This window comes from Streptomyces sp. NPDC059994, assembly GCF_042737755.1.
Classification (GTDB): Bacteria; Actinomycetota; Actinomycetes; order Streptomycetales; family Streptomycetaceae; genus Streptomyces.
In genome coordinates this window covers 38,133-57,404 of the sequence record NZ_JBHWUR010000020.1, presented here as the reverse complement: position 1 = coordinate 57,404, position 19,272 = coordinate 38,133, and the positions used below count along the sequence as shown (strand labels likewise).

Sequence of the window (19,272 nt, the reverse complement as noted above, 5' to 3'; positions counted from 1 at the left end):
GTGAGACGCTGCACGGGGCCTTGTTGCGACGCGTTGATACTTAAGGCCCGTACGGGGAGGTGGCAGGCAAGTGGAGCAGCTGACGCAGCACGACCCGAGGCGGATCGGCCCCTTTGAGGTGCTGGGACGGCTCGGTGCCGGCGGCATGGGGCTGGTCTATCTGGCGCGCTCGGCGTCCGGCCGCCGCGTGGCGATCAAGACGGTGCGTACAGAACTCGCCGAGGACCAGCTGTTCCGGGTGCGCTTCACCCGCGAGGTGGAGGCGGCCCGGGCCGTCAGCGGCTTCTACACGGCGGCCGTGGTCGACGCCGACCCGCGCGCGGCAGTGCCGTGGCTGGCCACCGCGTACGTACCGGCGCCCTCGCTAGAGGAAATAGTGAACGAGTGCGGGCCGCTCCCGGCCCAGGCGGTGCGCTGGCTCGCGGCCGGCATCGCCGAGGCGCTGCAGTCCATCCACGGGGCGGGCCTGGTCCACCGCGACCTCAAGCCGTCCAACGTCCTGGTGGTCGAGGACGGCCCCCGGGTGATCGACTTCGGTATCGCGTCCGGCGTCTCCAACACGCGCCTGACCATGACGAACGTGGCCGTGGGCACGCCCGCGTACATGTCGCCCGAGCAGGCGAAGGACTCGCGCAGCGTGACCGGCGCCAGCGATGTGTTCTCGCTCGGCTCGACGCTGGTCTTCGCGGCGACCGGCCACGCCCCCTTCCATGGCGCCAACCCGGTCGAGACCGTCTTCATGCTGCTGCGCGAGGGCCCGGACGTGACCGGACTGCCGGACGAGCTGCGGCCGCTCATCGAGTCCTGCATGAAGATGGAGGCCGGGCTGCGGCCCTCGCCCGAGGACCTCCAGTCGCAGCTCGCCCCGCACCTCTTCGGCGGCTCCGACGACAGCGGCACCGCGTCGGCATGGCTGCCCGACCGCTCGGTGGCGATGATCGAGCAGCGCCGGGGCGGCGGCCGGGCCAAGCCGGTCGCGCAGCCCGTGGACCCCTCGCCGCCGCCGCGCCCGCCCTACCAGCCGCCGTACCAGCCCTCGCTGCCCGAGGCCGTGCCGGACGGGCCCGTGCGGCTGGCCGGGGCGAAGGTGCCGATCGGCCCCGGGCCCCGGGTCATGGACGGGGCGCAGGCGGTTTCCGAGGCCAGCCCCGCCACGGGGTGGGTCAGAGTCCCGGCCGGCGGCCCCCTGGGCAGACCGGACCGGCCCCCGGCGAACGGGGCTCCGGCCGCCGCCGCGCCGCCCGTCCCGGCCCCGGCCCGCTCGCCCGAGCCGCCCGGCCGCTGGCGGCCCTGGCGTTTCCGCATGTCGAACGACGTGTGGGGCACCCCTGCGGTGGCGGGCGATCTGCTCTACGTCACCTCCTTCGAGGTGCACGCGCTGGACGTGGGCAGCGGCCGGCGCCAGTTCAAGACGCGGGACGTGGCGTGGGCGATGGCCGTGGAGGCGGGCCGGATCCACGCCTCCGACGGTCCGACGCTGTACGCGCTGGACGCGACGGACGGCCGCGAGCTGTGGCGCCTGCCGACCGACGCCTGGGTCTACGCCCTCAAGGCGGACCGGGGCACGATCGTCACCGCGACCCGGGGCGGCGGGGTGCAGGCCTGGGAGGCAGCGAACGGCGAGAAGCTGTGGGAGATCACCGGCGCCCAGAGCGACTTCGAGACCCCCGAGGCCGGCCCCGTGATCCACGAGGGCACGGTGTACGTGTGGCAGGACGCGCGGTTGCGCGCCCTCGACGCGCGTACGGGCGTCGAGCGCTGGTCGTACCCGGTGGGCGACGCGGCGTCGTGCGGCGGAGTCCCGGTCCGCCTCGCCCCGGCACCGGACGGCTACGTCTACGTCTCGGCGGGCACGCGCGTCCTCTCGATCGACATCGCCAGCGGCCACGTCCGCTGGCACTTCGAGGCCCCGGCGGTCTTCCTCTGCCCGCCGGCCTTCGCGCCGGGCCCGGCGGTCGCGGGCGGCGGGGTGTACCTGGCGGACTACCTCGGCACGGTGTACGCGCTGGACGCGGCCACCGGCAAGGACCGCTGGCGCATCGCGACCGAGTCCCGCCAGTCCATCGAGCCGGTGCTGGTGGCGGACGGCAACATCCACGTGGGCAGCGGCAACGCGCTGTACACCCTGGACGCGGTCACCTCCACCCCCAAGTGGCGCTTCGCGGCGGGCGCGGAGGTCGTGGGCGCACCGGTGGTGGCCGACGGCCGCATCCACTTCGGCTCGGCCGACCACTGCCTCTACACCCTGGACGCGGCGGGGGGCCAACTCCGCTGGAAGCTCGCCACGGGCGGGGAAATCACGGGCTCGCCGGTGGCGCGGAACGGGGTGGTGTACGCGTGCAGCAAGGATCGCTGCGTGTACGCGCTGGATGCGGTGAAGGGGACGGCGACGTCGGGGGCGCATAGGTGATTCGGCTTCGCCCCGGGTTCCGTGTCGGTCTGCGGGGCGGTGGGGTGGGGGCGGGGTTTGTCTGCGGGGTTCGGTGGGGGTGGTCGCGCAGTTCCCCGCGGGTTCCTTCGGGGGTGCGGGGTTCGTCCGCGGGTTCGGTGGGGGCTGGTCGCGCAGTTCCTCGCGCCCCTTTTGGGCCCGGTGTTTGTCTGCGGGTGGGCTGTGGTTGGTCGCGCAGTTCCTCGCGCCCCTGAAGGCAGGCAGAACGGGGCCCGGCCACATTTCAGTTCCCCGCGCCCCCTGAAAGCAGAACGGGGCCCGGCCACATTTCAGTTCCCCGCGCCCCCTGAAAGCAGAACGGGGCCCGGCCATATTTCAGCCCCCGCGCCCCCTGAAAGCCGAACGGGGCCCGGCCATATTTCAGCCCCTCGGGCGTGCGTGGAACGGGGCCCGCGTATGCAGGCCTCCGGCTTTGAGGAGCGGGGGCGGGGAGCGAAGCTCCGCCCCTTCAGGGGCGCGGGGCTGTGACATGTGCGGCTCCGCCGCGTGGGCGCGACCAGCCACCCACAGCCCGCAGACGGACAAGGGGTCCGGCGCGCAGACCCCGTGAGCGGGGTGCAGGGGCCGCAGGCCCCGCAACGGGGTTCGGGGGCGTAGCCCCCGGGAGACCGCCTCAGCCCGCCACCCGGCCGCCCGCCCAGGGCTTCAGGGAACGGGCGGGGTGGGGGGAAAACCACCCCGGGACGGCCGTCGCACCCGGCACGGAAGGGGCTGGAACGGCGGCCGTCGTTCACGAGCGCGGGATGACACGGGTCCGGGCACAAGCGCGCCGGACGGAGAGCCACCCCGGCTCTCGCTCAAGACGCTACCCCCCACCCCGCCCCCCTGCCAGCGGGGCTGTGGGAGTACGACGTGGACGCCGAGGAGATCGTGTGGCAGTCCTTGCGGCGCCGTACGCCGCCCCGCACACCGATGCGGCCCGACCCGAGCCATTTGTCCGGGCCGAGACGGGCCATGCGCGCGGTTTCCGCCCGGAATCACCCAAGAGCCGGACCCCGCGGACCGAAGGACTCCGCGCCGAACCCCGCCCCGGGCAGGCCGAAACCCCGCCCGCCCCTCCTGTTACGGTGTCGGCGGTCTTCGGCAGGCTTCATTACGGGGGTAGGGCACGTGTTCCGTCGACGGATGAGGTTCACGGCCGTACTGGCCGGAGTGGTGCTGGCACTGACCGGGTTCTCCGGGCACGGCCACGGCCACGGAAAGAGCAGTGGCGGTGGAGGCGGCTGCTCCAACTCCCACAAGAGCAACGGCGGTTCGGGGTACCGCCACGACGACGACTACGACAGCACCGGAGGGTCCGGCTCAAGCTCCGGCTCCGGGTCGTACACCCCGAGCCCGACGCCGTCCCCCTCGGCCACCGCCACGGGGACCGTCGTCACCTGCGTCTCGCCCGCCAAGGCCAAGCGCCCGGCGGTCACTTCCGCGACCGTACGGGTCACCGGCGACCCGCTGGCGAGCGGCAGCCACCGCTACCGCCTGGAGGTCGCCTTCCTCGGCGCGGCCGACGAGACGGTCGACACGGGCTCCGCCTTCGTCACCCTCGGTGCGGGGGCGGCGGAGAGCGTGAAGGTGCCGATGGCGCTGCCGTCGCGGATCGCGAAGGTCAAGGACTGCCGCGTGGTGCGGGTCATGGAGTGGAGCTGACGCCCGCCGGCGTCACCCCCGGTTCTTCTCCGCCTTGCCCTTGAGCGCGGTCAGCAGGTCGCGCAGCAGGGACACGGTCATGTCGTCGACCAGGTTGGCGTTCTCGTCGAACCGCTCGTGCGCACGGAAGACCTGGACCTCCGGCTTGATCACGACGTCGCTCTCGGTCCAGACGAACACCTGACGCAGCGCCAACTGCGCCCGGACGGTGCCGAAGTTGGTCGGCGCCGCGCCCATGATCGCGATCGGCTTGTGCCGCAGCGGCAGGCCCTCCTGCTTGGTCCAGTCGGTGCTGACCCAGTCGATGGCGTTCTTCAGCGTGCCCGGGATCGAGTAGTTGAACTCGGGCGTCGCGATCAGTACGCCGTCGGCCTCGCTGATGCGGCGGCGCAGGTCGGCGACGACCGCCGGGCGGTTCTCGGGGGTGTCCAGGTCCAGGTCGTACGGAGGGATGTCGCGCAGGCCCTCGTAGATCTCGATGTCCAGGCCGCCGGGCTGGAACTTCTGGGCGGCCCGCAGCAGGGCGCTGTTGTGCGAGTCGGCGCGCAGGCTGCCCGAGATGCCGAGGATCTTGAAGTCGCTCATTGGTTTCCCTCCCAAGTGTGCGCCCCGAGGCGGGTGTTGCCCCTGCGGCGATGCGATGACACTAAACCGTTCAGTTCAGTCATGCAACTACACCGTGTGGTTTAGTCTTCTGCACGGTTCAGTCAGGGCATACTGAGGCGGACAGGTGGAGGCGGCGACGGAGGCGAGAGTGATGAGCGAGGACGTGGACGCGTACGGAATTCCGGTGATCCCGGAGGCCGTGAGCGTCTCCCAGGTGAAGCGGCGGGCCATAGAGGAGGCGGCCCTGGCCGAGTTCCTGGCCGGGGGGTACAGCGCGGTGTCGGTCGATGCGATCGCCTCGCGCGCGGGGGTGTCCAAGCCGACGGTGTACAAGCACTTCGGCAGCAAGGAGCGGCTGTTCCTCGCGGTCATCGGCTCGGTGCTGAACGGGGCGTACGAGGAGCTGGAGCCGCACGGCACCGCGCTCACCCGGGCCGTCGACCTGCGCTCGGCGCTGATCGAGGTGCAGCTCGAATGGACGCTGATCCAGCTCGACGAGCGGATCGTGCGGCTGCGGCGGCTGGTGATCGGGGAGGTCGACCGCTTCCCGCAGCTGGGGCGGCTGTGGTTCCGGCGCAGCTACGCGGCGATGAACGCGCCGCTGGTCGAGGCGTTCACCGAGCTCACGCGGCGCGGCGAGCTGGCCGTGCCGGATCCCGAGCTGGCGGTGAAGCAGCTGGTCGGCGCGACGATCGCGATCCCGCAACTGGCGAAGACCTTCGACCCCGAGTACGCCCCGTCCCACGACGACGTGGAGGCGCTGGTGGTGGCGGGGGTGGATGTGTTCCTGGCGCGGTACGGGGTGGGGAGCGGGTAGCGCCTCCGGCGGGGGCTCCGCTCGAACAGGGGGATCCCCATCGCGGCGGACCCCCATCGCGGCGGAGCCGCACGATGTCACAGCCCCGCGCCCCTTGAATGCCGCTGCGCGGCATCCCCTGGGCGCCCCGAAGGGGCGCATCCAGGGGCGCGGGGAACTGCGCGAGCAACTCACCACGGTCCGCAGAGGAACGCCGGGCGAAAAAGGGGTGCGGGGAACTGCGCGAGCAGCCCCCACTCACCCGCAGACGGATCACCTCACCCTGAACCCTCCACCCCTCCCCCCGAACAACTCCGCCTGCCGTTCCGGCGGAAGGTTCCCCAGCGCGATCAGCTGCGGGGCCTGGGCGAACGACTGGGCGAGAGTGGGGGCTCGGGTCGTCCAGAGGGCGCGGACCGTGCCCTGGATCGCCTCCGTGGGGTAGGAGGACAGGACTTCCGCGCAGCGCAGCGCCGCCGCCACCTCATCGCCTGCCGCCGTCACCTCGCTGACCAGGCCCGTCTCGTACCCCCTGCGCGCCGAGAGCCGTTCCGCCGTGCCCATCAGGGCGAGCCGGGCCGCCTCCCCGGGGGGCATGCGGGTGGCCAGGTAGGCGGACTCGTACGCGCTGACCATTCCGTACGTCGTGTGCGGGTCGAAGAACGTGGCGTCCTCGGCGGCGATCACGAACTCCGCCTCGCCCAGCAGATAGAACGCCCCGCCGCACGCCATCCCGCGCACCGCCGCGATCACCGGCTTCCACAGGTCGTTCGCCTTCGGGCCGATCGTGAGGAGGGGGTCGTCGACCGAGTACGGGGACGACGGCTGCGGCACCCGCGCCGCGCGGTCGATGCCCGTGCAGAACGCCTTCTCGCCCGCCCCGGTCAGCACGATCGCCCGTACGGTGTCGTCGTAGCGGAACCCGCGCCAGGCGGCGGACAGTTCGGCCGCCGTGTCGAGGTCGATCGCGTTGTGTTTGTGCGGGCGGTTCAGCGTGACGACCGCCACGCCCGTCTTCTCGTCCCGTACGACCTCCAGCGTCATGCGCGTTCCAGGAGCCAGCGGGGGACGGTCATGCCGTCTGCCTCGGTGGACATCCGCGTGAACGCGACCTGTACTCGCGCCCCGATCCGTAGCCGCTGCGGCGCCACCGAGTCCAGCGGCGCGTCCGGCTCGGCGACCACATTGCCGACCAGGCGGATCAGCGGGTCCTCGACGAGTTCGACGACCACCGCGTTGTAGGGGGCCTGGGCCGCGTACTCGGGCAGGAGCGGGGGGTGGGGGAACACATACGACCAGATGCGGCCGCGCCCGGACATCCGGCGCCACTCGCTGTCGAAGGAGTGGCAGTGCGGGCAGCACGGCCGGGGCGGGAACCGCAGCCGTCCGCAGTCGGGGGCGGCGCAGGCCTGGACGCGCAGTTCGCCTCGGGCGGCGTACTCCCAGAACGGGGCGCCGTCGTCGTCGGTCACCGGTGCCGGCATCTCAACTCCTCAGCAGAATCGCGGACGTGGGCACGCCCTCGCCCGCCGTGACCAGGCAGGTCGCGGCGTCGGGAACCTGCGCCGTGGAGGTGCCGCGCAGTTGCTTCACACCCTCGTTGATGAGGTTGAAGCCGTGTACGTACGCCTCGCTCAGGCCGCCGCCGCCCGTGTTGAGCGGCAGCCGGCCGCCGATCTCCAGTGCGCCGCCCTCGGTGAAGGCGGCGCCCTCGCCCCGGCCGCAGAAGCCGTAGCCCTCCAGGGAGAGCGGCACGAGCGGGGTGAACGCGTCGTAGATCTGGGCGACGTCGATGTCCTGGGGGCCGAAGTCGGCCTGTTTCCACAGGTGGCGGGCGGCGGTCCAGGCGGGGCCGGTCAGCGGGTCGTCGTTCCAGTAGTTGACCATGCCGTGGTGCTGGGCCGGCAGGCCCTGGGCGGCGGAGTGCACGTACACCGGCCGGTGGCGGCAGTCGCGGGCGCGCTCGGCGGAGACGATCACGCACGCGAGCGCGCCGTCCGTCTCCAGGCAGTTGTCGAAGAGGCAGAGCGGCTCGCTGATCCAGCGCGAGGTCATATACATGTCGCGGGTCAGCGGCCGCTCGTACATGATCGCGGCCGGGTTCTGGTTGGCGCGGTTGCGGCAGGCGAGGGCGACGTTGAAGAGGTGGTCGCGGGTGGCGCCGTACTCGTGCATATAGCGCCGCGCCAGCATGCCGATCTCGTCGGCGGGCCGCAGCAGCCCGAAGGGGCGCGTCCACTGGGCGGGGGTGGGCAGTTGGACCGCCGTGTTCGTCCACGGGCGGGGTCCGCTGCCGCGCTTGCGGGAGCGCCAGGCGACCCCCACGTTCGCCTGGCCGGTGGCGACGGCGGCGGCGAGATGGGCGACGGTGGCGCACGAACCTCCGCCGCCGAAGCCGACCTTGCCGAAGAAGGTGACGTCGCCGGCGCCGATGGACTTGGCGACCTCCACCTCGTCGGTCTCCTCCATCGTGTACGAGGCGAAGCCGTCCACCTCGGAGGGGGAGATCCCGGCGTCGTCGAGCGCGGCGAGGATGGCCCGGCAGGCCAACTTCTTCTCGGAGTCGCCGAGCCGGCGGGCGAACTCCGTCTGGCCTATGCCCGCGATTGCCGTCGCGTCCTTGAGCATCGACACCCGCCACCTCCGCGATCGCCGTGCGCCATTGCCGCTGAATTGCTGCTGACAGCGAGGAAGGGTACAGCTAATCTGACGGGTAGTCAGCTACCGTGTCGACCGCTGTTGCGGGTGGGAGGGTTTGCCATGCGGGGAGACCTGGAGTGGGGCTCCGTCCCCGAGCTCGTACGGGCCGCGGCCGAGCGGTACGGGCAGCGCGAGGCCGTCGCCGAGGGCCGCGCCCGCGTCTCGTACGCGGAGCTGGGCGAGCGGGTCGAACGGGCGGCGGCGGCCTGTATGGCGGCCGGGGTCGAGAGCGGCGACCGGGTCGCGGTGTGGGCGCCCAACACCCTGGACTGGATCGTCTCCGCGCTCGGCGCGGTCACGGCCGGGGCGGTGCTCGTCCCGCTGAACACGCGGTTCAAGGGGGCGGAGGCGACGTACGTACTCCAACGCAGCCGGGCGAAGCTGCTGTTCATCACGGGAACGTTCCTGGGCACGTCGTACGTTGCCACCTTGCGGCGTGCCGCCGCCGAGGGCGAGGGCGCGGGGCCCCTGCCCGGACTGCCCCATCTGGAACAGGTGGTGGTCCTGGCGGAGGACGCGCCGGACGACTTCTGGACCTGGAAGGACTTCCTGGCGGGAGGGGAAGGCGTTCCGGCGGCGGACGTGCGAGGGCGGGCGGACTCGGTGGCTCCCTCCGCCCCCTCGGACATCGTCTTCACCTCCGGCACGACGGGCCGACCCAAGGGTGCGGTGATCACGCACGCGCAGACGCTGCGGGCCTACGACATCTGGAGCGAGCTGGCGGGCCTGCGCGAGGGCGACCGCTATCTGATCGTGAACCCGTTCTTCCACACCTTCGGGTACAAGGCGGGGATCATCGCCTGTCTGATGCGGGGCGCGACGATGGTGCCGCAGCCGGTGTTCGACGTCGAGACGGTCCTGGCGAACATCGCCGCCGAGCGCATCTCCGTACTGCCGGGCCCGCCCACGCTCCACCAGTCCCTCCTCGACCACCCGGCGCGCACCGCCCACGACCTGACCGCGCTGCGGCTCGTGGTGACCGGCGCGGCGGTCGTCCCGCTGCGGCTCGTCGAGCGGCTGCGGACGGAGCTGGGGATCGGGACGGTGCTCACCGCGTACGGGCTGTCCGAGGCGAGCGGCATCGTCACGATGTGCCGCCGCGGCGACCCGGCGGAGGTGATCGCGTCCACGTCCGGGCGGGCGATACCCGGTACGGAGGTACGGGTCCTGGCGGCGCCGGGCGAGCCGGGGGAGGTGCTGGTGCGCGGGTTCAACGTGATGCGCGGGTACTTCGAGGACGAGGCGGGGACGGCGCGGGCGATCACGGGGGACGGGTGGCTGCGTACGGGGGACGTGGGGGTCCTGGACGCGGCGGGCAACCTGCGGATCACCGACCGGATCAAGGACATGTTCATCGTCGGGGGGTTCAACGCGTACCCCGCCGAGATCGAGCAGGTGCTCGGTCTGCATCCCGAGGTCGCGGACGTGGCGGTGGTGGGGGTCCCGGACGGGCGGCTGGGGGAGGTGGGGCGGGCGTTCGTGGTGCGGCGCGCCGGGGCCGCCCTGACGGCGGACGAGCTGATCGCGTGGGCGCGGCGGGAGATGGCGAACTTCAAGGTGCCGCGGGAGGTGTGGTTCTTGGGGGAGTTGCCGCGGAATGCGGGGGGGAAGGTGGTGAAGGGGGTGCTTCGGGAGTTTTCCCCCACCCCACCCGTTGCCTGAACCCTCCGGGGGTGGGTGGGTGGTTGAGGTGGTTTCCCGGGGGCTGCGCCCCCGGACCCCGTGGCGGCGCCTGCGGCCCCCGCGCCCCGCTTCGGGGCTGCGCCCCGGGCCCCTCTTCGTCTGCGGGTCGGCTGTGGCTGGTCGCGCAGTTCCCCGCGCCCCTGAAGGGCGGGGCCTGTGGCCCCTGCGCCCTCGCTTCGGGGCTGCGCCCCGGGCCCCCGACGTGACCGTTTCTGCATGCCCTCGCCGTTACTTCGCCTCGCCGTTGAACTTCGCCGTCGACCAGAAGTAGCCCAGCACCGCGAGGCCCACGCACCAGGCGACCGCCAGCCAGCCGTTGTTGCCGATCCCGGTGCCGAGCAGGAGGCCGCGCAGGGTTTCGATGGCGGGGGTGAACGGCTGGTACTCGGCGATCGGCCGGAACCAGCCCGGCATCGTGTCGGCCGGGATGAAGGCGCTGGAGATGAGGGGCAGGAGGATCAGCGGCTGCGCGCTGTTGGCGGCGGCCTCGGCGTTCGGGCTGGCCATGCCCATGCCGACGGCGATCCAGGTGAGCGCCAGGGCGAAGAGCACGAGCAGTCCGAACGCGGCCAGCCACTCCAGGGCCGTGGCGTTCGTGGACCGGAAGCCGATGGCCACGGCGACGGCGCCGACGAGGACCACGCTGGCGATGCACTGCAGCACGCTGCCGACGACGTGCCCGATGAGGACGGAACCGCGGTGGATCGCCAGCGTACGGAAGCGGGCGATGATGCCCTCGTTCATGTCGGTGGCGACGGACACCGCCGCCCCGATCACGGTGCCGCCGATGGTCATCATCAGGATGCCCGGGACGATGTAGGCGATGTAGTCGGAGCGGTCGGTGCCGCCGATGCCCGTGCTCATCACGTCTCCGAAGATGTAGACGAAGAGCAGCAGGAGCATGACCGGGGTGAGCAGCAGGTTCAGGGTGAGGGACGGGTAGCGGCGCGCGTGCAGCAGGTTGCGGCGCAGCATCGTCTTCGAGTCGCGGACGGCGAGGGACAGGGAGCTCATCGGACGGTCTCCTTGGGCTGGTTGGGGACCTTGGCGCTGCCGGTCAGGGCGAAGAACACGTCGTCGAGGTCGGGGGTGTGCACGGTCAGCTCGTCCGCCTCGATGGCGGCCGAGTGCAGCCGGTCGAGGAGGGAGCGCAGTTCGCGCTGGCTGCCGTCGCCGGGGATCTGGAGTGACAGCGCCTCGTCGTCCCGGGTGACCTCGCCGAGAGCGGAGGCGGCGCTTCCGTACGCGGACGGGTCGGTGAAGCGGAGCCGGACATGCCCGCCGGGGATCAGCCGCTTCAGCTCCTCGGCCGTCCCCTCGGCGGCGATCTCGCCGTCGTGCAGTACCGCGATGCGGTCGGCGAGCTCGTCGGCCTCGTCCAGGTACTGGGTGGTGAGGAAGACGGTGACGCCGTCGGAGACCAGTTCGCGGATGATCCCCCACATGTTGTGCCGGGAGCGGGGGTCGAGGCCGGTGGTCGGCTCGTCGAGGAAGATGATCCGCGGGTCGCCGACCAGCGTCATGGCGATGTCCAGACGCCGCTTCATACCGCCGGAGTAGGTGGAGGCGGGCTTCTTCGCCGCCTCCACCAGGTCGAAGCGCTCCAGCAACTCGGCGGCGACCCGGCGGCCCTCCCGCTTGGACAGATGGTGCAGGTCCGCCATCAGGAGCATGTTCTCCTCGCCGGTGATCAGGCCGTCCACGGCGGAGAACTGGCCGGTGACGCCGATCGCGCGGCGCACCGCCTGGGGGTCGGCGGCCGGGTCGTGGCCGCCGATGCGGATGTCGCCGGTGCCGGGGCCGGCGGAGATGAGGGTGGAGAGGATCTTCACGGCGGTGGTCTTGCCGGCGCCGTTCGGGCCGAGCAGGGAGAAGACCGTTCCTTCGGGGACGGCGAGGTCGACGCCGTCGAGCACGACCTTGTCGCCGTAGGACTTGCGCAGCCCGTTCGCCGCGATGGCCAAGCTGGTCACGATGGGGCTCCTTCAGAGACTGCGAGCGGTTGGAGGCTGCGAGCGGTCAGAGGCTGCGGGCGGCGATGTCGCCGTAGGCGGTGGTCGCGTGGATGTTCAGGCCGGCGGCGCCGCCGGTGTTCCGAAGCGCGTTCTGGATCCGGCCGTACGCGGTGCCGGCGTCCAGGGAGGCGGAGACTCCGCGGGCGGCGCCGACCGTGATGTCGCCCTGCTGGGTGCTCAGGGTGACCGTGCCGCTCACGGCCTCGGCGATGTGGATGCTGCCCCGCTGGGTGTTGATTTCCGCCGGACCGCCCAGGCGGCCGACCGAGACGTCGCCGTCGAGGACGGCGAGGCGGGCGCTCGCGGCCTCGTCGAGCTTGAGCGAGCCGCTCGCGCCCTCGATGACGACGTCGCCGAGCCGTCCGACGCCCCGGAACTCGGCGGCGGCGGCCTTCGCTTCGATACGGGAGCCGGTGGGCAGCTGGACCGTCACCTCGACGGATCCGGAGCTGCCGAGGAGCCGGTTCTTCGCCGGTGCGGCCTCGATCCGCAGGACGCCGTCGCCGTACCCGACCGTGATCTGCTCCGCCGCCTTCACGTCGCGGCCGTTCGAGGCGTTCGCGGGCAGGACCTCGACCGTGGCGTCGGCCCGGTCGGCGGCGATGAACCGGATGCGTCCCGCGGGGATGTCGAGGACGGCGGCGATCGGGGCGGTGGTGTGGAACTTCTGCATTGTTCTTTCCTTCGGTTCGTCGTTTCCGATGAGCGAAAAGCTACGTTGCGTTCATGAATCAGGCAACAAGCTCGTTGCGAAGAATTGTCATCAATGCAGGTCAGAGCTATAAAATCGTTGCAATGGTCTCGGCTCTAATGCAACAACGGCCGTGCCGCACGTTGCAATGAATTGGGAGTGAACGCTATGCTCGCGCCATCAAGGACCACGAAGGAGACCGCGATGCCGGGAGGCAGGCTCACCCAGCAGGAACGCCAGCAGATCGCGCTGGGACTGGCCGACGGGCTCGCCTACGCGGAGATCGCCAGACGGCTCGACCGCCCCACCTCGACGGTCACGCGTGAGGTGATGCGCAACGGCGGCCCCGCCGCCTACCGCGCCGACCTGGCCCACCGCGCCACCGAACGCCGCGCCCACCGGCGTACGCAATCCGTGCCCCGGGACCCGGAGGCGCCGGCGCAGGCCTACGGGCGCGATGCCGAGGCGGTGCGCGAGTACGAGGAGGCGCTCACCACCGTCATGATGGCTTCGGGCCTGCCCAAGATGATGTCCCGGGTGATGGCCTGCCTCACCCTCACCGACGCGGGCAGCCTCACCGCGTCCGAACTGGTCCAGCGCCTCCAGGTCAGCCCGGCGTCCGTCTCCAAAGCGGTCGCGTTCCTCGACAGCCAGGGCATGGTCCGCCGGGAACGCGACGAACGCCGCCGCGAGCGCTACGTCATCGACGACGACATCTGGTACCAGTCGATGATGGCCAGCGTCCGGTCCAACGCCCAGATCGTCGAGATCGCACGGCAGGGCGTGGGCGTCCTCGGGCCCGAGACCCCGGCCGCCGTCCGCCTGGAGAACATCGCCCGCTTCCTGGACTTCGTCGGCGAGAGCCTCATACGCGCCGCGGAGCAGGCCCGGGAGGTCCTCCACACGAAGGCCCAAACGCCCTCGCCTTGAGCGGACCCCGTCCTCCGAAACGGCAAACACCAAACACCAAACACCAAACGCCAAACGCCAAAAACCAAGCGCCCCGCGGCACGTCCGGCCGCGGGGCGCTTGGTTTCCCCCGTACTTCCCCCGTTCCCCCGTTCCCCCGTAACTTCCCCCGTGCGCCCCCGTGCGCCCCCGTACTTCCCCCGTGCCCCCCCGTCGGGGACGCGCACCCCCAAGTGCGCGCCCCCGACGTTCCCCCGTGCCCCCGTGCCCCCGTGCCCCCGTTCCCCCGTTCCCCCGTGGCCCGGTGGTTCCCCCGTACTTCCCCCGTGGTCCCCCGTAAGTCGCCGGCCGCGACAACCCCCCCTCCGCGTCGCCGCGGCCGGCCCCCGCCCAGCAGTGGTACTCAGGCTTCTTCGGAACCCGCGTGGTTCTCCTGGGGCTTGAGGACGTCCCTGCCGATCAGGCCCGCGTGGTTCTCCATGGGCTTGATCGGGCCGCCCGTGCCGATCACCCCGGCGTGGTTCTCCAGCGGCTTCACCACGTCGCCGCCGATCAGGCCCGCGTGGTTCTCAAGGGGCTTGATCTTGGCGTCGCCACCGAGCGAGGCCGCCAGGCCCGCGTGGTTCTCCATCGGGCGGATCGTGCCCGTACCCGTTCCGGAGGCCGGGCTCCCCGCGTGGTTCTCCTGCGTCGTGATGTCGCCGATCTCGGGCTTGTTTCCGTCACTCATCGTGTTCAGCTCCCCTGAGTTTGCTGCATGTCGTGCTGTGAACGGTGCCCGCCCGGCGGCTCCCCCGAGGGTCGCCGGACGGGCACTTCAAGGGCCGTCCACGTTAGCGGGGAGGCCCACCGTCGACCCGCCTGCCCCCCGACACGGCGGATCGTTGAGTAAGAGAGTGCCGAGGGGCGATAAACGATGGCTAAACGGCGTCGGCAACAGCTTGGACAGCCACCTCGGTACCTACGGTTCCACGCCCGGGAAAAGCCCCCACGAACACCCCTGTGAACAGGGGAAATTCGCCCTGCGCCGCCTCGCTACGCCGCCGCCATCGGGCTCAGCAACTGCCGTACGTCCTTGGCCTCCGCCGCGCCCGTCGACTCGTAGATGGCCAGCGCCTCGCGCCAGCACGCGCGGGCCCGGTCGGCCTGGCCCAGCTGGTCCAGGGCGCGGCCCAGCGTGGTGAGGACGTTGCCGCGCATCCACTCGCCGCCGATGCAGCGCAGCGCCAGCGCCTGCTCCGCGTGCTGGGCCGCCCGGGCCGGGCGCCGCGCCGCGAAGTGGGCCTCGGCGATACGGAAGTGGGTGGTGCCCTCCCACAGGCGCTGGCGGTTGTCCTGGAAGACCTGGAGGGCCTGGCCCAGTTGGGAGAGGGCATCGTCCAGGCGGCCGGCCCGCGTCAGGGCGATGCCCAGTGCGAAGCGGCCGTTGGCGACCCGCAGGGCCAGGCCCATCTCGCTGAAGATGTCGAGCCCGCGCTGGGCGAGTTCGACGGCGCTGGACGTACGGCCCATGTTCACGTGGATCCGCGCCAGATTGCACAGCGCGCTCGCCTCGCCCGGCCGGTTGCCGTCGGCCCGGTAGTTGTCTATCGCCTCCTGGAGGAAGCGTTCGCCGTCGGCGTGGCGGTTCTGGTAGAACGCGATGATCCCGCGGTCGTTGGGCGCGGCCCCGGCCGGCATCGGGTCGCCGGCCTCGTTGGCGAGCAGCGAGGAGAGCCGCGCCTCCTCGTCGGCCTGCTCGAAGCGGCCGGAGACGAGCAGCACGGTGGAGAGCGCGAGCCGGGCCCGCGCCTCGGCGCTCGCGTCGCCCCTGTCGTGCCCGGCGTCGCGGACGGCGACCGCGGTGGTCTCGTACTGCCGCGAGTTGGCCCCCGACTCGGCGAGGTCCTTCGCCGCCCACAGCAGGTCCACCGCGCGCCGCAGCAGCGCGGGGTCGCCCGCGCACTGGTGGACGCACGACAGCAGGCAGTTGGCTTCCGCGTACAGCCAGTCCACCGCCGCGTGCCCGTCGGCGAACGGCAGCCCCGGGTACTGGGTCGGCGCCAGGTGCTCCACCAGCCGGTCGCCGGGCCGCTCGATCGCGTACACCCGGGCGGCCGTGGCCAGATAGAAGTCGAGCAGCCGCGACATGGCCGGGGCCCGCTCGGACGGCGGGTCCTCGTCGCGCTCGGCGCATGCACGCGCGTAGAGCCGTACGAGGTCGTGGTAGCGGTAGCGGCCGGGGGCCGCCGACTCCACCAGGCTGGTGTCGACGAGGGATTCGAGCAGGTCCTCGGTCTCCTGGAGCGGCAGGTCGAGTACGGCGGCGGCGGCGGCCAGTGAGATGTCCGAGCCGTCGGGCAGGCCGAGCAGCCGGAAGGCGCGGGCCTGGGCGGGCTCCAGCTGGCCGTAGCCGAGTTCGAAGGTGGCCTTGACCGCGAGGTCGCCCGCCTGCAGCTCGTCCAGGCGGCGCCGCTCGTCGGCGAGCTTGGCGGCGAGGACCGAGACGGTCCAGGTGCGGCGGGAGGCGAGCCGGGAGGCGGCGATACGGATCGCGAGCGGCAGGAAGCCGCAGGCGGCCACCACGTCGAGCGCCGACTGGCGCTCCGCGCTCACCCGCTCCTGGCCCACGATCTTGGTGAAGAGCTGGAGGGCCTCCTCCGGCGACATCACGTCCAGGTCGACCAGATACGCCCCGGCCAGGTCCAGCATCCGGATGCGGCTGGTGACCAGCGCGGCGCAGCCCGCCGTGCCGGGCAGCAGGGGGCGCACCTGTGCGGCGTCGCGCGCGTTGTCGAGCAGGACGAGGACGCGGCGGCCGTCGAGCGTGGAGCGGAACAGGGCCGCGCGCTCCTCCAGCGAGTCGGGGATGGACGCGTCGGGGGTGCCGAGCGCCCGCAGGAACGCGCCGAGCACCGCCTCCGGCTCGCAGGCGCGCGGCCCGGTGCCCTGGAGGTCCACGTACAGCTGGCCGTCGGGGAAGTGCGGGCGGGCCGTGTGGGCGACGTGCACGGCGAGCGTCGTCTTGCCCACGCCGCCGATCCCGGCGAGCGCCGAGACGGCCATCACGGTGGTGTCGGCGGTGGCGAGCCGCGCCGACAGCTCCTGGACGAAGGAGGCACGCCCGGTGAAGTCGGGTACGGAGGCGGGGAGTTGGGCCGCCCGGACGGGCGCCGGGGCTGCGGGAGCCTCGGCGGGCCGGGCCAGGTCCTCGTCGGCCCGCAGGATCCGCTGCTGGAGCCGGGAGAGCTCGGGGCGCGGGTCGACGCCGAGCTCGTCGGCGAGCAGCCTGCGCGTGTCCGCGTACACCGCGAGGGCCTCGGCCTGGCGCCCGCTGCGGTAGAGCGCGAGCATCAACAGCTCACGCAGCCGCTCGCGCAGCGGGTACGCGGCGGTGAGCGCGGTCAGTTCGGAGACGGCCTCGGCGTGGCACCCGGCGTCCAGCTCCATGTCGAGCCGCGCCTCGGTGAGCTGCAGGCGCCACTCGACGAGCCGGGTCCGCTCGGTGTCCGCGTGCGGGCCGGGGATCCCGGCGAGCGGCTCGCCGGCCCAGAGCGCGAGCGTGGTCCTGAGCAGCTCGCGCGCCCTGGCCTGGTCGCCGGCGGCCCGCGCCTTCTCGGCCTCGGCGGCCAGCTCCTGGGCGGTGGCGAGGTCGAGGACGCCGGAGGCGAGCCGGATGGCGTACCCGCCGGCGTCGCTCACCAGGACTCCCGGCCCCAGGGCCTTGCGCAGCCGCGAGGCGTACGTCCGTACCGCGGCCAGGGCCTGGGAGGGCGGCTCGTCGCCCCAGATGGCGTCGATCAGCTCGGCGGCGGTGGCCGTGCGGCCGTCGCGCAGCAGCAGCGCGGCGAGCAGGGCGCGCTGCTGCGGCGAGCCGGACGGCAGGGCGTCGGGCCCGCGCCACGCGCGTACGGGTCCGAGCACGCCGAAGCGCAGGCCGGTGGTGTCCGCGGCCTGGCCGGCGTCCGCTGCCAGGACCGGAGCCCGCTGCTCCGGAATGCGCGGCTCGCCGTTTCGGTCCATAGCGACCCCCTGTGCCCCCGTAGCGCTGGTAATGCCCGTGCCAGTCTGCCCTGTCCATGGCGTGCGCGTCAGCTACGGGTGACGCTCCGCACAGGGCCTCTGCACACTTTCGTTACAGGTCGCCGGTGCGTGTCCACGACCCTGTCCGGGGGACGGGCAGGCGTCGAGGGGCGGGGAGCGAGGGGCGAATGGCCGACGAGTGACGGATGAGTGGCCGAGGTGTGACCGGTATGCGGGTGGCGGGGCGGCGGTATCCGCCGGGGCCATGGCCGTCTTCGAGCAACGAGGAGACCGAAGCGCACCTGTAAAGCTAGCTGACGGATCGTCAGATCAGGTCTACGGTGAAGAGCTATGGAGACCATGAAGACTGTGGAGACCGTGGAGAGCTTCCCGAAGATCATCTCGGTGGACGACCACACGGTGGAGCCGCCGCACGTCTGGCAGGACCGGCTCCCGTCGAAGTACCGGGGTTCGGGCCCGCGCGTAGTCCGTGCCCCCCTCAAGGAGATGACCTTCCTCGGCGGCAAGTTCGCGCCGGTCATGGGCGCGCCGGGGGACGAGGGGCCGGTCGGCGACTGGTGGGTGTACGAGGACCTGCACCGCCCCCTGACGAGGCTGGACACGGCGGTCGGTTACTCCCGGGACGAGATCCGCCTGGAAGTGATCACGTACGAGCAGATGCGGCCGGGCTCGTACAGCGTCCCGGAGCGGCTCGCGGACATGGACGTCAACCACGTCCAGTCGGCGCTCTGCTTCCCCACCTTCCCCCGCTTCTGCGGCCAGACGTTCACGGAGGCGTCCGACCGCGAGCTGGCGCTGCTGTCGGTACGGGCGTACAACGACTGGATGGTGGAGGAATGGTGCGGCCCGCAGGCCGGGGGCCGCCTGATCCCCCTGACCCTGATCCCCTTGTGGGACGCGGAACTGGCGGCGGCGGAGGTACGGCGGAACGCGGCGCGGGGCGTCCGTGCGGTGGCGTTCTCCGAGATACCCCCGCACCTCGGCCTCCCCTCCATCCACACCGACTACTGGGACCCGTTCCTGGCGGCGTGCGACGAGACGGGCACGGTGATAGCGATGCACATCGGCTCGTCGTCCCGTATGCCCTCGACATCGGCGGACGCGCCCCCGGCCGTCGGCTCCACGATCACCTTCGCCAACTGCTGCTTCTCGATGGTCGACTGGCTGATGAGCGGCAAGTTCGAACGCTTCCCGCGGCTGAGCGTGATGTACGCGGAGGGCCAGATCGGCTGGATCCCCTACATCCTGGAGCGCGCGGACGTGGTGTGGGAGGAGAACCGCGCCTGGGGAGGAGTCGCGGACAAGGTCCACCGCCCCCCGTCCGAACTCTTCGCCGAGCACGTCTACGGCTGCTTCTTCGACGACGCGTTCGGCCTCCGGAACCTGGGGGCGATCGGAGTGGGCAACGTCCTGTACGAGACGGACTACCCGCACTCGGACTCCACGTGGCCGAAGTCGAAGGAGGTGGGGGAGGCGCAGATGGCGCATCTTCGGGGGGATGTGGTGGAGCGGATTGTTCGGGGCAATGCGATTGAGTTGTTGTCGCTGGGGGCGGATGGATTGTGGCTGGGGTGATTCCCCCCCACCCCGCCCCTTCCCGTCCGCACGGATGCGCGGCTGGACGTTGACAAGTCGGTGTTCTTCACGAGCGACCGCGTGGCCGTCAAGGGTACTATGCGGGTCGCATTCGGCTTTCCTGTTGAAGCGGCGCACGTTCGGATTCAGAACGCCGCCAAGTGACCAGGCGGGCACTCCC

15 protein-coding genes are annotated in these 19,272 nt (G+C 72.0%); 6 read left to right on the top strand and 9 right to left on the bottom strand.

Going from position 1 to position 19,272, the window contains the following annotated elements; genetic code table 11:
* The first annotated feature begins 70 nt into the window (after positions 1-70).
* Both ACFWA7_RS13645 and ACFWA7_RS13640 read left to right on the top strand, forming a co-directional pair.
* Positions 71-2,410: a serine/threonine-protein kinase gene (locus ACFWA7_RS13645; RefSeq protein WP_385548755.1), complete on the top strand. Its 2,340-nt coding sequence runs from the start codon at positions 71-73 to the stop codon at positions 2,408-2,410.
* A 1,164-nt stretch (positions 2,411-3,574) separates the two neighbouring features.
* Positions 3,575-4,093, top strand: a complete 519-nt coding sequence (locus tag ACFWA7_RS13640; protein WP_385822924.1) for a hypothetical protein — start codon at positions 3,575-3,577, stop codon at positions 4,091-4,093.
* A gap of 12 nt (positions 4,094-4,105) precedes the next feature.
* Here ACFWA7_RS13640 and ACFWA7_RS13635 read toward each other — a convergent pair whose 3' ends face one another.
* Complete coding sequence (locus ACFWA7_RS13635) at positions 4,106-4,678, bottom strand: NADPH-dependent FMN reductase (protein WP_385548749.1); 573 nt, start codon at positions 4,676-4,678, stop codon at positions 4,106-4,108.
* A gap of 172 nt (positions 4,679-4,850) precedes the next feature.
* On the opposite strand from ACFWA7_RS13635, the gene ACFWA7_RS13630 reads away from it, so the two are divergent.
* Positions 4,851-5,516: a TetR/AcrR family transcriptional regulator gene (locus ACFWA7_RS13630; protein ID WP_385548746.1), complete on the top strand. Its 666-nt coding sequence runs from the start codon at positions 4,851-4,853 to the stop codon at positions 5,514-5,516.
* Between the two features lie 252 nt (positions 5,517-5,768).
* Here the strand turns inward: ACFWA7_RS13630 and ACFWA7_RS13625 are convergent, their stop codons facing one another.
* The 3 genes from ACFWA7_RS13625 to ACFWA7_RS13615 are packed head-to-tail and all read right to left on the bottom strand — an operon-like array spanning position 5,769 to position 8,123.
* Positions 5,769-6,539 carry an enoyl-CoA hydratase/isomerase family protein gene (locus ACFWA7_RS13625; RefSeq protein WP_385822922.1) on the bottom strand — a complete coding sequence of 257 codons (771 nt, stop codon included), beginning with the start codon at positions 6,537-6,539 and terminating at the stop codon, positions 5,769-5,771.
* Positions 6,536-6,979, bottom strand: a complete 444-nt coding sequence (locus ACFWA7_RS13620; protein WP_385548741.1) for a Zn-ribbon domain-containing OB-fold protein — start codon at positions 6,977-6,979, stop codon at positions 6,536-6,538. Before ACFWA7_RS13620 ends, ACFWA7_RS13625 begins: the two co-directional genes overlap by 4 nt.
* Position 6,980: 1 nt before the next feature.
* Positions 6,981-8,123 carry a lipid-transfer protein gene (locus tag ACFWA7_RS13615; RefSeq protein ID WP_385548762.1) on the bottom strand — a complete coding sequence of 381 codons (1,143 nt, stop codon included), beginning with the start codon at positions 8,121-8,123 and terminating at the stop codon, positions 6,981-6,983.
* A 132-nt stretch (positions 8,124-8,255) separates the two neighbouring features.
* On the opposite strand from ACFWA7_RS13615, the gene ACFWA7_RS13610 reads away from it, so the two are divergent.
* The gene (locus ACFWA7_RS13610; RefSeq protein WP_385822920.1) at positions 8,256-9,857 is read left to right on the top strand and encodes a FadD3 family acyl-CoA ligase; all 1,602 of its coding nucleotides are present in this window, start codon (positions 8,256-8,258) and stop codon (positions 9,855-9,857) included.
* A 249-nt stretch (positions 9,858-10,106) separates the two neighbouring features.
* On the opposite strand, the gene ACFWA7_RS13605 is transcribed toward ACFWA7_RS13610, so the two are convergent.
* The 3 genes from ACFWA7_RS13605 to ACFWA7_RS13595 are packed head-to-tail and all read right to left on the bottom strand — an operon-like array spanning position 10,107 to position 12,566.
* Complete coding sequence (locus ACFWA7_RS13605; RefSeq protein ID WP_385548735.1) at positions 10,107-10,892, bottom strand: ABC transporter permease; 786 nt, start codon at positions 10,890-10,892, stop codon at positions 10,107-10,109.
* Positions 10,889-11,851: an ATP-binding cassette domain-containing protein gene (locus tag ACFWA7_RS13600; protein WP_385822918.1), complete on the bottom strand. Its 963-nt coding sequence runs from the start codon at positions 11,849-11,851 to the stop codon at positions 10,889-10,891. Before ACFWA7_RS13600 ends, ACFWA7_RS13605 begins: the two co-directional genes overlap by 4 nt.
* Before the next feature lie 46 nt (positions 11,852-11,897).
* Positions 11,898-12,566, bottom strand: coding sequence for a DUF4097 family beta strand repeat-containing protein (locus ACFWA7_RS13595; protein ID WP_385822916.1), 669 nt, complete (start codon positions 12,564-12,566; stop codon positions 11,898-11,900).
* A 222-nt stretch (positions 12,567-12,788) separates the two neighbouring features.
* Here ACFWA7_RS13595 and ACFWA7_RS13590 point away from each other — a divergent pair, with 222 nt between their 5' ends.
* Positions 12,789-13,514 (top strand): helix-turn-helix domain-containing protein, encoded by a 726-nt coding sequence (locus ACFWA7_RS13590; RefSeq protein WP_385548726.1) that lies wholly within the window; start codon positions 12,789-12,791, stop codon positions 13,512-13,514.
* A 382-nt stretch (positions 13,515-13,896) separates the two neighbouring features.
* Here ACFWA7_RS13590 and ACFWA7_RS13585 read toward each other — a convergent pair whose 3' ends face one another.
* Both ACFWA7_RS13585 and ACFWA7_RS13580 read right to left on the bottom strand, forming a co-directional pair.
* Positions 13,897-14,223, bottom strand: coding sequence for a hypothetical protein (locus ACFWA7_RS13585; RefSeq protein WP_385547052.1), 327 nt, complete (start codon positions 14,221-14,223; stop codon positions 13,897-13,899).
* Between the two features lie 305 nt (positions 14,224-14,528).
* Positions 14,529-17,495, bottom strand: a complete 2,967-nt coding sequence (locus ACFWA7_RS13580) for a BTAD domain-containing putative transcriptional regulator (protein ID WP_385547055.1) — start codon at positions 17,493-17,495, stop codon at positions 14,529-14,531.
* A 378-nt stretch (positions 17,496-17,873) separates the two neighbouring features.
* On the opposite strand from ACFWA7_RS13580, the gene ACFWA7_RS13575 reads away from it, so the two are divergent.
* Entirely contained in the window at positions 17,874-19,091 is a 1,218-nt protein-coding gene (locus tag ACFWA7_RS13575) for an amidohydrolase family protein (protein WP_385822965.1), read from the top strand.
* The last annotated feature ends 181 nt before the right edge of the window (positions 19,092-19,272 follow it).